Annotated in this window: 5 protein-coding genes; all 5 read left to right on the top strand. The window is 40.6% G+C overall.

Features of this window, described 5'->3' with window-relative positions; translation table 11 throughout:
- Position 1: 1 nt before the first annotated feature.
- The 5 genes from VK179_19290 to VK179_19310 all read left to right on the top strand — a co-directional run bounded on the left by VK179_19290 (position 2) and on the right by VK179_19310 (position 14417).
- On the top strand, positions 2–3358 hold the full coding sequence (locus VK179_19290) for a VCBS repeat-containing protein (GenBank protein ID HLO60904.1): 3357 nt from the start codon (positions 2–4) through the stop codon (positions 3356–3358).
- Positions 3359–3429: 71 nt separating this feature from the next.
- Entirely contained in the window at positions 3430–6654 is a 3225-nt protein-coding gene (locus VK179_19295; GenBank protein ID HLO60905.1) for a VCBS repeat-containing protein, read from the top strand.
- 326 nt (positions 6655–6980) lie between these two features.
- Positions 6981–8885, top strand: a complete 1905-nt coding sequence (locus tag VK179_19300; GenBank protein ID HLO60906.1) for an Ig-like domain-containing protein — start codon at positions 6981–6983, stop codon at positions 8883–8885.
- A gap of 42 nt (positions 8886–8927) precedes the next feature.
- Positions 8928–12860 (top strand): RHS repeat domain-containing protein, encoded by a 3933-nt coding sequence (locus VK179_19305; GenBank protein ID HLO60907.1) that lies wholly within the window; start codon positions 8928–8930, stop codon positions 12858–12860.
- A 27-nt stretch (positions 12861–12887) separates the two neighbouring features.
- Positions 12888–14417: a right-handed parallel beta-helix repeat-containing protein gene (locus tag VK179_19310; GenBank protein ID HLO60908.1), complete on the top strand. Its 1530-nt coding sequence runs from the start codon at positions 12888–12890 to the stop codon at positions 14415–14417.
- Positions 14418–14689: the final 272 nt, after the last annotated feature.

The raw sequence follows: 14689 nt of genomic DNA on the forward strand, positions 1-14689 counted from the left end.
CATGCGTCGGCACTTTTTTTTGTTACCCGTCATTTTTGCCGGGGCTTTGGCTGGCTGTTCACACAAAAACAACCACGCAGTTGAGGAACATTTGTTTACATTGCTGGATTCAGAAACAACTCATGCAGGGTTTGTGAATCAACTTGACTATGATGAGCAGCTCCGGAATAAATTTAACATTTACACATTCCGCAATTTCTATAACGGAGGAGGTGTCGCTATCGGCGATGTGAATAATGACGGCCTCATGGATGTTTTCATGGTTTCAAACACCGGCAGCGAAGTTCTTTATCTGAATAAAGGAAATTTTGTTTTTGAAGATATTTCTGTTTCTGCCGGAATTCAGGGCAATGGAAGGTGGTCTACAGGGGTTAGTTTTGCCGATGTGAACGGCGACGGATGGATTGATATTTATGTGTGCAATTCCGGAAACCTTGGAGGTATTGAAAATCTTAATAAACTTTACATAAACAACCGTGATCTGACCTTTACAGAAAAGGCAGAAAATTATGGCATAGGAGGTACAGGGAATTCAACTCAGGGCGTTTTTTTCGATTATGATAACGACAATGATCTCGATCTTTACCTTCTCAATAACTATTCAAAAGCTATCGGAAGCTTTAATTTGAAGCAAAACCAACGGACGGTGAGGGATTCACTCGGTGGAGATAATTTGTTCCGAAACGATGGCGATCATTTTACCGATGTCAGTGAAGAAGCCGGAATCTATGGAAGTGTAATCGGTTTTGGACTTGGAGTAACAATCGGTGATATAGACCTTGACGGATGGATGGATATTTATGTGTCAAATGACTTTTTCGAACGCGATTATCTGTATTTGAATAATCACAATGGTACTTTCAGGGAAGTATTGACTGAAATGATGCCATCCATATCGGCGGCTTCTATGGGGGCTGATATGGCGGATATCAATAACGATTGTTATCCTGAAATTTTCGCAACAGATATGGTGCCTGAACACAATGACAGGCTTAAGACTAAAACTACTTTCGACAATTGGGAAAGTTATATGGCCAATGTGAATAATGGGTATTATCACCAGTTTACACGCAACATGCTTCAATTGAACAACGGCGATGGTTCTTTCAGCGAGATCGGCCGTTTGGCAGGAGTAAACGCCACTGATTGGTCGTGGGGCGCGCTTATCATGGATATGGACAATGACGGGTTAAAAGATATTTTTGTAGCCAACGGCATTTATAAGGATTTAACGGATCAGGACTATATACAGTATTTTTCGAACCGCGACATGGTGATGTCAATCATTATGGGCAAAGGAGTGGATTATAAAAGACTTATTGATGCTATTCCTTCGGTCAGGATTCCCAGTTATGCTTTTAAAAACAAAGACAGTCTGAGATTTGAAAATGTTGCAGACAAATGGGGGCTCGGAACACCAAGTTTTTCAAATGGCTCGGCCTATGCCGACCTGGATAATGACGGGGACCTGGACCTTGTTGTAAATAATGTGAATATGCCCATGTTTGTATATAGGAATGAATCGGACAAAAGGAACTCGCCGAATCATTTTCTGAAATTGATATTGCATGGAAGAGGATCAAATACACAGGCAATAGGCGCCAGGATCTTTGCAAAGCACAAAGGAAAAAGCATTTACCTGGAGCAGATGCCCATGAGGGGATACCTTTCAACAGTTGATCCAAGACCGAATCTGGGATTAGGTAACATCGGGATTTTAGACACCCTGGTTATTGAATGGCCCGATGGAAAACAGGTTGTGCAAACACAGGTTAAAACCGATCAGATACTTGAATTCTATGAGAATGATTCAATGAATACGGGTTCGGTCATCACTCCTCATGGTTTCCGGGTAAAGAACGCGAAACCGTTCCTGACTGACATTACGGGCGAAAACAAGATTTCCTGCATACATCACGAAAACCAATTTAATGATTTTAACCGTAGCCCGCTTCTTTATCATATGATGTCGACTGAAGGGCCAAGGATGTGCAAGGGAGATGTTAATAACGACGGTCTGGAAGACTTATTTATTTGTGGTGCCAAAGATCAGCCGGGATCTTTGTTTGTCCAGAAACAAAGCGGCAGAATGGAATTAACTGAGCAAAATGTTTTCTCAACCGATAAGGCAAGTGAAGATGTCGATTGTGCCATGTTTGATGCCGACGGAGATAAGGATATCGATCTGTATGTTGTAAGCGGGGGTAATGAATTTTCAGAAAGCTCATCGGCTTTAAAGCATAGGCTTTACCTGAATGACGGCAAAGGAAAATTTACAAGGTCAAAACAGATTCTGCCTGCCGGAAAATTTCAAACAGGTTCCTGTGTCCGTCCCGCCGATTTTGATAACGATGGTATCACTGAATTATTTGTTGGCTTAAGACTGAAGCCCTATTTATACGGAGTACCCGTCGACGGATACCTGCTGGAAAATGACGGGTCAGGCAACTTTACAAATGCTACCGATAAATTAGCTCCGGAATTAAAGAACATCGGAATGATCCGCGACGCACAATGGGCGGATGTAGATGGTGATGGTGATCCGGATTTAGTTATTACGGGGGACTGGATGCCATTAAAAATCCTGATAAATAGCAATGGCAAATTTGAGCTGCGGAAGGAAGCTTTTGGTAACATAAACACCGCCGGGTGGTGGAACTGCATACAAACGGCTGATGTTGACAATGATGGTGATTTGGACATTATAGCAGGCAATCATGGGTTAAACAGCAGGTTCCATGCCACTCCTGAAAAACCGGTAAGCATGTACGTAAGCGACTTTGATCTTAACGGCAGTGCAGAGCAGATAATTTGCACATATGACGGAGACACTGCTTATCCGCTTGCTCTTAAACATGATCTGACGAACCAGATCCCATCGCTGTTGAAAAAGTACCCGAAATATGAAATGTATAAAAATCAGCGTGCAGAAGATATTTTCACTCCGGCTCAGCTGAAAAATGCGTTGAAACTGGATGTCGCTATGCTCGAATCCGCAATATTCCTGAATGATGGCAAAGGATATTTTACGAAAGGGTCATTGCCACTGCAGGTTCAATTTGCCCCTGTGTATGCAATTGAAGTGGGAGATTTCAACCAGGATGGAAATCCGGATATGCTGATGGGTGGAAATCTTTACAATGCCAAACCCGAGACCGGAAGATATGATGCCAGTTACGGCTGGTTTTTGTCAGGTGATGGCACAGGAAAATTTCGGATCATCACTTCTGACATCTCCGGTTTTCATGTTCCTGGTGAAATAAGGGATATCAAACCCATAACTATTCAGAATAAGAGATGCATAGTAGTGGCAAGAAATAATGATAAACTGGAGGTATTCCAAATTTCCGACCGGTAATATAAATGAAACATGGCCTTCTGTTAATATTAATCCTTATTATATATTCCTGCCAAAGGAATGATTCCGCGATGCAGACGCAGTTTCTGCTGGCTAAACCGGCCTTAACCGGAATCTATTTCAATAATAAGCTGGCCGAATCAGAATCTTTCAATATAATTGCATATCTCTACTTCAATAACGGGGCAGGGGTGGCTCTTGGTGACATCAACAATGACGGGCTTGCTGACATTTATTTCACAGGCAACCAGGTCGCAAACAAACTCTATTTGAATAAGGGCAATCTTGAATTTGAAGATATTACTGTAAAAGCGGGTGTCGGAGGTACAGGCGACTGGAAAACCGGAGTCACCATGGCTGATGTGAACGGTGACGGGGAGTTGGATATTTACGTTTGCCAGGTTGCCGATTATAAAGGTCTGAAAGGCGCTAACCAGCTTTTCATTAACAATGGAGATCTTACGTTCAGCGAAAAAGCCAAAGAGTATGGACTTGACTTCAGAGGATTTGCCACTCAGGCAGCGTTTTTCGATTACGATTCGGATGGCGACCTGGATATGTACCTGGTAACTCATTCAGTGCACTCTTCAAGAACCTACGGAAGAATGGATCTGCGTTTTATGGACGATCCCAAAGCTGGTGATAAGCTTTACCGAAACGACCAGGTGAATGGAAAATGCGTATTTACCGATGTGACAAAAGAAGCAGGCATATTCAGCAGTCAGATCGGTTACGGGTTAGGCGTGAGTATTTGCGATGTGAATAACGATGGCTTTCCGGATATTTATGTTTCAAATGACTTTCATGAAAACGATTACCTGTATATCAATAATACAGACGGAACTTTTAGCGAGAAGCTTACTCAGTGCATGAACCATACGAGCCGGTCGTCAATGGGCAATGATGCCGCTGATTTCAATAATGACGGTCTCATCGACATTATCGTACTGGATATGCTTCCTGACGATGAAAAGATCAGGCAGCAGTCGGGTGGTGAAGATGATTACGAGTTATGGGCAATTAAAAAGCAGAACGGTTATAATGACCAGTTTGTACGAAATACCCTGCAGTTGAACCTTGGCGGAGGCCTGTTCAGCGAAATCGGGCAGTTTGCAGGCATCAGTTCAACCGACTGGAGCTGGAGCCCGTTGATCTGCGATTTGGATAATGACGGATGGAAGGACATTTTTATAACAAGCGGAATTTATCACAGGGCGAATGATCTTGATTATATCCGGTTTCTGACAGGAGGCAACCGGTTCAAGCCTGCAAAGGACAACCGCAATCTGACCGATAAAGATCTGTACGAAAAAATGCCGCTGTATCCCAATACAAACTTTGCATTCAGGAACAACGGCAACCTGACATTCAGCAATGTTTCCACTGATTGGGGATTTAGAGAAAAAGCCTTCTCAAACGGGTGTGCATATGCCGACCTGGATAATGACGGCGATTTGGATCTGGTCGTAAATGACATAAATGATGAAGCTGAAATCTACAGGAATAACAATCTTTCCGGGAATCATTACCTGTCCGTTCAGTTAAAAGGAAACGGATTGAATACACAGGGAACGGGTGCCAGGGTTACACTTTATGCAGACAGTGTAACACAAACCCTTGAAAAATATACTACAAGAGGCTTTATGTCGGCCTCATCCGATATTCTTCATTTCGGACTAGGCAAGGCTGAAAAATTGGATTCACTGGTTATCCAATGGCCTGATCGTAAATGCCAAACAGTAATTGTAAATCGGATTGACACAAACATAACAGTGGAATACCGTCCTGATGGAATAACCTGTCAGCGTCCGGAGGACCTGACAGCGTTATTCCATGAAACTACTATTACAGGATTAAACTACACCCACCACGAAGATTTCTGGATTGACTTCTTACGTGAGCCACTTACTCCTCACAGCCTGTCAGCTGAAGGCCCGGCTTTAACTGTCGCCGATGTAAACGGAGACGGGTTGAGCGATGTTTTCCTTGGCGGTGCCAAAGGACAACCATCCTCCCTGTTTATTCAGCAGCGTGGCGGGACTTTCAAAGAAATGCAAATTACAGCACTAAAAAATGAAACCCGCACCGATTGCATTGATGCATTATTTTTCGATGCGGATAACGACAACGATAAGGATCTGTATATAGTCAGGGGTGGTAATGAGTTGGCTGCGGGTGATTCGGCACAGTATGACATTCTGCTGATAAATGACGGGAGAGGTAACTTTACAAAAAGTGCGGGCTTACCTTTCATTTCACATAACGGTTCATGTGTGCATGCAGCTGATTTCGACAAAGACGGTGATCTTGATTTATTTGTTGGTTCAAGATCAATTCCCGGGGCATATGGGTTATCGCCACAGCAATTCCTGCTTGAAAACGACGGGCATGGCCAATTTACCAATATAATGGCAACTAATGCTAAAGGTTTGAAAAATGCAGGTATGGTTACCGGTGCAGAATGGTTGGATTATGATGCAGATGGAGATGCCGACCTGGTGATTTGCGGCGAATGGATGAAGATAACTATGTTCAGGAATGATAATGGTCAGTTCACAGAGGTAACGTCCATGGCTGGACTTGATTTCACTTCGGGATGGTGGTATGGAATTAAGGCTGCTGATGTGGATGGTGATGGCGACCAGGACCTGGTTGCAGGAAACCTGGGTTTGAATAGTATTTTAAGAGCATCAGTGCAGGAGCCTTTGGAACTTTACCTGGGCGATTATGATAACAATGGTTCGCTCGACCAGGTTATCAGTGTCTGGAGGCAGGGGAAAAGTTACCCGGTTGCCCAGTTGGATGAACTCATGGGTAAAATCACCGGGTTGGATAAGAAATTCGGTTCTTACAGTGAAATGTCCGGGAAATCAGTCAGTGAGCTTTTCGGGGTGGAAGCCATGAAGCGCACATTCAGAAAAAGTGCGGTGATGCTGGAAAGCAGCGTTTTCATCAACAAGGGTGACGGGACCTTTGAAGTACAAGCCCTGCCTGCCGAGGCGCAATTCTCGGTTGTAAGGGACATCCAGGTTGGCGACTTTGATCATGATGGCTTCACAGATTTGATAGTAAGTGGAAACGACTATGTGGTAAGGCCAACCTATGGAAAATACGACGCGTCATACGGTTGGTTCCTGCAGGGTACATCCGGGGGATATAGAGTTCTTTGGCCCTCTCAAAGCAGTTTAACTATCATGGGTGACGCCCGCAAAACCGCCTTAATTGAAATCAACGGCAAAACCTATTTACTGGCCGCCGTAAACAACGGACCGTTACAGGTATTCCGTGTGGAATAACCTGTCAGCGTCCGGAGGACCTGACAGCGTTATTCCAGGGACAACTTCTTAAATCGCAAATCAGCGGTGTTCGGTGTTTTTAAAAGGGCTTGAAGATATTTCTTGTGAATAAAAATGCAAATATTTTACAAAAAATTTGCTTTTTTCAATTTCTTTTATTAATCTTTGTATGCATGCTAGTGCATAGGTGGAAATTGTGTTGCTAAGGGAAATAATTGATAATTAACATAAACTGATATATTTCAGTTTCTTTTACTGATTTAGAGGAAAATTAATCGATCTCTAATGGGCGTATATTTATAATACTCGAATTAATATTTTTACTTATGAAAAAATTCTCCCTTTTATTGCTTGGTTATTTGACGGTTTTTTCAATCAGTACCTTCGGTCAATTAACCACTAACCTGGTAAGTTACTGGAAACTGGATGAGACCTCAGGATCAACAGCAAATGATGCACTGACTACAAATCCCGGAACCGTTAGCGGAAGCGGTGCTACGGTAAATCAAAGCGGAAAAATAAGCACGGCATTTTCATTTGACGGAACCGATGATGGGGTTTCTATGGGCAATAAGAGTGTTCTGAATATGGGTACTTCGACAGATTTTTCAATATCAGCCTGGTTTAAGACGTCGTCAGCCAATGATCAGTTCATCGTTTCAAAATACGGTTCCGGATATACTCCCGGCTATTTTATAGGTACTGACGGAGGATATGCGTATGCCGTGATCAGAGACGGAGTAGGCACTGGTTCTGCAGAAGCAATTGCAGTAACAGGTACAACCCTTGTAAATAATAACGCCTGGCATTTGATCACTGCAACATTTGACCGGGATGGCCTTTTAAGAGTATATGTAGACGGAACACAACAGGCAACAGGCTCTGTCACTACAGTTACAGAAACAGTGACAAATACAGAATCGTTTTGTATCGGGTACAGGAATGTCTCAGGATCATATAAAGCTTTTACCGGATCGATTGATGAAGTCGGGATTTGGAATAAAGTACTCACTGCAAGTGAGGTAACCCAGTTGTACAATTCAGGAGCCGGATCAGCTTATCCGTTTTCTTCAGTGCCTGTAACAGGTATTTCGGTTTCCCCCACCACAGCTTCCATTTCCGGAGTTGGAAATACAACACAGCTGACGGCTACAATTACGCCTTCAAATGCCACAAACAAAGCGGTTACCTGGTACTCAAACAATCCTACAATCGCTTCGGTGAATTCAACCGGATTGGTTACAGGTGTTGCTGCAGGTACCATAACAATAAATGCGGTTGCCAGTGAAAATGGTATGACTGCTTCAAGCAGCATAACGGTGCAATCCGTTGCGGTTACAGGTGTTTCTGTCTCCCCGACCACTGCATCAGTAGCCACAGGTTCTACAACAACACTCACAGCTACAGTGAGTCCGACCAATGCCACAAATAAGAATGTAACCTGGACATCAAGCAATACATCAATAGCAACAGTTAATTCATCTGGTGTTGTCACCGGAGTAGCCGCAGGAAACGCCACAATAACGGTCACCACCCAGGATGGAAACAAGACAGCTACATGTGCGGTAACTGTTAGTAATGTTGCCGTAACAAGTGTTTCGGTTTCTCCGACCACTGCATCGGTAAATGTCGGGTCAACCACTGCACTTACAGCTACAATAAGTCCGACAAATGCCACAAATAAAACAGTTACATGGTCATCGAATAACACATCCATTGCAACGGTCAATTCATCAACCGGTGTTGTTACAGGCGTTGCAGCAGGAAGTGCGACTATTACAGTCACTACCCAGGATGGAAGCAAGACGGCTACCTGTGCTGTTACGGTTGTTGCTTTACCTACGGCAGCATGGTTACTCAACGGAACCAATGCCTATTATCTGGCAGGAAAAGTTGGAATTCTCACTGCCAATCCAACGACTGAATTAACAGTTAACGGTAAAATCCTGGCAAAAGAAGTCGAGGTAGTATCCAGCATTGCATCAGATTATGTATTCGAACCGGCGTATCAATTATTACCCCTCACGGATCTTGAAATTTACCTTAAAAACAATAAACATCTCCCGGGTATTCCATCAGCAATTGATTTTACGAAAACAGGCCAGAATTTGGGCGAAATGGATGATATGCTGTTAAGGAAGATTGAAGAACTCACTTTATACCTGCTACAACAGAATAAGAAAATTGAAGACCTACAGAAGAAAATTATTCTGTTAGAGAAGGAAAAATAGATTCAGATCCGGATTTTTCAATAAGCGTGAATATTCATTTCTATGAAAAAATACATAGTTGTCATACTGTTCTTCCTGATTGGTCAGGTATTATCCGCGCAGGATTTGCCAGTGGTGATTCCTAAATCACCCGAGGCTGCCGCGCTGTCTAAATACAGTGAATTTCCTGTCGGAACATTTACAGGAATACCTTCTATTGCGTTACCGTTATATACAATTGAATCAGGCGATATTAAATTACCCGTTGAGTTAAATTACCATTCAGGCGGATTTCGTGTAAGCGAAGAGGCAAGTTGGGTTGGTTTAGGCTGGAGTCTCAGCACCAGTGCCCTAATCACCCGTGAGGTTCATGGAGAGGATGATTTTACAGGTGGCCATTCATTTTTGCCATATATTACCAATATTCCAATGATTGATCCGGTTGGCTTTAATGGTTTCGCCGGTTCTGAACGTTTGGGCGGATATAGTGAGCAGAGAACAAGTGGTCCCGCTGCAATCGTAAATGGTATATATACGCCCAATTATTCAGGAACTAATACGAAATTGGATTGGGAACCTGATATTTTCACAATTAGTTGTTTTGGTTTGAATGGGAAGTTTGTACTGGATCAAAATGGAACTCCTAATTTTCTTGAAAAGACAGATCTCAATGTTAAACATACAGACAAAGGATGGAGTATCTCCACAAGTGATGGATTTCACTATTATTTCGAAACATCCAGTAAAACAACCGATTATTTAGGGTATGATGTCAGTGGTTCGTGGTACCTGACAAAGATAATATCACCTTCCGGTGACTCCGTTATATTGAATTATGTTGATAACCCGGTGCAATCTTTAACCACATCCTATTCAGAATATAGCAGTAAAATATATTCCGATAATTCGCAGTCATACATCATCGATAAGAAATTTACCGGAACCAGGTTTGTGGAAAAATACCTTAATGAAATTGTTTTCAAATACGGTTCATTGAAATTTGACACATTAGGAAGAAAGGATCTTGAGAATGGCAAGAGGCTTTCAGTTATTAAGGTTCGAAATAAAAATAACCAGGTTGTTAAAGAAATTAAGTTCTATACTGATTATTTCAATTCAAATCAAAATAGTGGATATCTCTCTGGGGTTTCAACTATTGATTATTCCTGTTACTTCAAAAGATTAAGGTTGAATGCAGTAACCATCAAAAATGGTAGTGATTCTGCTCAATATAAGTTTAGTTATTCTAATATTAATTTACCCAATAAAGATTCGTATAACATAGATCATTGGGGATACTATAATGGTGCTTCCAATACGAAATTAATACCTTCATTCGAAGGGGAGTTACCCTATGAAAGATTTTATCATCAATTTATAGACGCCTGGGGTGCGTATCATATGCAAACGTCTTATCTGTCCTGCCTTGAATCTGCATCAATTTATAAACGTTTTGTTGGTGCTGACCGAAATCCTAATAAGGCAACAATGGGCGCTTGCTTATTGGAGAAAATTACATACCCGACAGGAGGATGTACACTTTTTAAATTCGAGCCGAATGAGTATGGCAATCCCGAAATACAAAACCAGGTTGAACAATACACGTATAGTAATTTTACTGCTACAATTGATATTTTGTGTTCACAAACAGGCGATCCGTTAATAACCCAAACGGTACCTTTTCCTTATACATTTCCTGAGGATGTGGTGGAAATTACCAATCCGGAGATTCAGATGGTTGTCATGCCGTGGAATGTGACAGATTATTCCAAGTGTATATCGCTTACAAGTGCCAATTGGTTTGATGTAGATCTAGGTGGTAAACTGTATTGGGGAGAAACCACATCATACTATCATCGTTATTATTTTAACGACCTCGATAATGATATTAATACAACTCCGGAATGTAATATTACCAGCCATACGGCTAACTTAACCGGCCAATTGTCAAAATTTACCGGTCCCTTATCTTTGGACATCCACATTGATCCAAATCAAATACATGAGAATAAAAGAGCAATTATAACCTTTACATGTAGAGTAAAAAAACGTATTGTTTATTCTCCTACTGCAATTAATTTCGGAGGCGGACTTCGGGTAAAATCAATTAAATACTATAATGGATTGGATTCAGTGAAGAACATAGTTAAAACGTATAGCTATACAACAGACTTCACCGATGCACAAGGGGTTGTGACAACTAAGTCAAGTGGGATTTTAAAAATACCTTTTAAATATTATACCATTAAGCGTAACATTCCCCAGGAAAATAGGGATGCCTGGACTGATATACTTTTTACTGCTTCCAATATGATGAATCTGACCTATGGTCAATACAGCAATATCGGCTATTCCAGGGTTACAGAAATCACCTCCTCCGCTGCAGAAAACGGTAAAATTATTTATAATTATAAGAATTATGCAAATGACTGTTTTATTCATCCGTATCGTCCTGCTGGTGTACCGAATACTTCACAGTGGTTGCCATTTGACGGAAAATTATTGGATAAAACAGTATACAATAACGCAGGTCAGATTGTCTCTAAAACGACATATGACTATGAGTTAAAAGATGAAAAAATTATTAAGGGGATATTCCAGGATGGATTTAATTTTGCCTGGGGATTTCTTCCTTACCAGAAAATCGGATCAGGGTGCCTCCATTATTATCCTATTTTTTGTCGCTGGGAAGCTCTTTCAGGTACGCAAGAGTATCTGTATAATTCAAATGACATTACAAATTATGTTAAGAATGTCACGAGTTATTCTTACAATGGGAAAAATCACATTCAGCCAACCACTGTCAGTACCCTGACCAGTGAAGATGTGACCAAACTCCAGTTAAACAAATATGCCGGCGATTATGCTTTTAGCGATTGTGATGAGTCATATAACCAATGTGAATTAGATTATCAAACCGACTTAAATGAATGCATGAGTAATTATTGGAATGAATACGCTTATATGATTAATTCTCCTAATTATAGTAATTGCCATGATAAATATATTGAAATTGAGGAATATTGTAATACACAATATTCAATAGATTATGCGAATCTTAAAAAAAGATATTACAATGATTTAATGGACAAATATAATAATGATACTACCTGGGTTGGGCAAAAATTAAGACAATTGGCATTGGTAAAAAAGTTTCAGTGTACTGATAATGGTTGGGCTGATTTTCAGGAGTGTAAAAGTATTATGTATGATACCATACTGACCAAGAGAGAAAGCTGCACAAAATCGGTAGAAAACAACTATACATGTGCAGCGGATAGAAAAAACTGTATCGATTCCTATGAAAATCATCTTACCGGCCAGGCGAAAATTATTTCTGATCTTGGAAGAGTGCATCCTGCTGCGCTGGTTGAATCCGTTAAGATGAAAGCAGGTAAGGTTCTTGAAGCTGATTTAAATTTGTACGGCTATGCAGGAAATACCGGGGCAGGAAAAACAGTTCTTCCAGTTGAAGCAAGAACACTTAAAACATTGCCCCCATCAACTTTCACGCCATCTTCATATAAAAATTATGCATTTGACGTTGATCCTCAGTATGAAGAAAGAATGAAAATGACCTATTATAATGATGGTCATCTGAAAGAAGCATGGAAGACGGATAACATTGTTACAACGTATTTATGGGCCAATAATATTTCGTATCCTGTTGTTAAAATTGAAGGAATTAAGTTTTCGGATATCACAGATACACCGATGATCACCAGGATTTTCAGTAATTCCTATACTTCTAACACAGACAAGACATCCGTTGATGCTGATGTGCTATTTCTTAAAGGTCAGCTTTCTGCTTATATAAGTGATCCGCGGTATATGGTGACCATTTATACGTATTCTCCATTATTTGGCATCACATCTCAAACCGATTCCAATGGGGTTACAACCTATTATGAATACGATGGTTTAGGCCGGTTGAAAGCGATAAAAAATGATGATGGAAATATACTCAAGACATTCGATTATCATTATAAGGAATAATCATGATTTAACGAAATCAAGTTGACTATGAACAAAAAATTATATTATACAGCTGTAATACTATTTTTCACGGCTGTGATTCATGCACAAACCATAGTTTCTGTTGATACAGTTAAGGGCATATGGTCAGCAGGGTCTTCTCCTTATATAATTACACAGACTGTTACAGTACCTGCTGATACTTCATTGGTAATACAGCCCGGAACTGAAATTTATCTTGCAGGAAATTTCAGGTTTAAGGTTGAGGGTAGACTGATTGCCCGTGGAAAGGAAAAAGAAAAAATTGTTTTTGCATTTGCCGATTCATCAATAATCAATAAGGTCAAATCCTTATGTGACTCCAATGCACCGAAAATAGCCGGATGGGGAGGGATCAGGTTTTCAGATCACAGGACAGGGAAAGACACATCCATTCTTGAATTTTGCTCAATTAACGGTGTGAAAGCTCTTACAGGAAACAGTTCAGAATGCTCAGGTGGAGCAATAAGTATTATCGGGAAAGGCATGATTATTATTAAAAAGTGTATGATCTTCAATAACCAGGCTCATACGGGTGCTGCTATTTATTGTGAGAATAATAATCCGATTATTGAAGGTAACGTTATTGAAAGAAATAAAAGTATCAGCAATGGCGGAGCATTCTTTATTTATAACAGCCGGCCGGTAATCAGAAACAACCTTGTCAGATTAAATATTTCGGATGAATTCGGAGGAGGATTTTATTTCCAAAATTCAGGCAGTTATTTCACAAATAATACTGTAGCTGAGAATTCAGCAAGGTTTGGTGGTGCCGCATCTATGGTTAACAGTAATATAAGAATGGTTAATAATACAGTTGCCAATAATTATGCCTCCGAAAACGGGGGTGGATTGCACTGCATCGAGTCAAGTCCTTACATTAAGAATACAATTCTGTGGGGTAATTCAACTAAGGTTAAAGGCAAACAACTATACTTATATGAATTAGGATATCCTGAAATTACCTATTCTTCAATTCAGGATGGTTTAAATGGAATTGAGGAATTCTCCGACTCATTGAACCAGGTAGAGTATGTAAAAAATCTTGATGAAAATCCCGAGTTTATCATAAATGACACTGCTTATCTTGCACTGGGCGAAAATTCTTATTGCATCGATGCCGGCTCTAATAAGGATCCTTTGATATCAGAGATGAGTGATATGACCGGTCGCCCAAGGATCATTAATGATGTTATCGACATGGGTGCCCAGGAATTTCAAAAAGGTATAAAACCCGGGAAGCCCAAAACTGAAGAGGATGTGAAAAAACAAAACGACGACCCGGTATTGAATGTTTTTATTTATCCCAACCCAAACCAGGGTAAATTCGAGATTAAATTAACCGGAGATTGTTCTGCCGTTTCTTTAGTCGGGATATTAAATGCCAATGGACAACTTATCCATTCTGAGAATTTAAGAATTGATGGAAACGGAAGGACACAACTGATAGAAATGGATATTTCCCGTGGATTTTACTTCCTGGAACTTAAAAATCAAAAAGGCGAGGTCATAGAAAGGGAAAAATTAATAATTGAATAGCCTGGCAGAATTTTTTCATTTCCCAATTCATTCAAACTAAACTAATACCCAGCATAAAATGACAATTAAGCAGGTCATTCGTAAAACCGGCACCCAGATGTTGATTCCGGCGATTTTTCTGACTTCTTTACATTCAGGTTCCTTTTCCCAAACATTTGATGACAATAAGGACATATTGAATATTACATCCAATGTTAGTGGACAGTATACAGCACGGGTCAGCATAAAACTTCTTCCTGCAGCCAGAGCCACTGCAGGTTTTAAAGCAAACA

It is taken from the genome of Bacteroidales bacterium, from assembly GCA_035299085.1.
Classification (GTDB): domain Bacteria; phylum Bacteroidota; class Bacteroidia; order Bacteroidales; family UBA10428; genus UBA5072.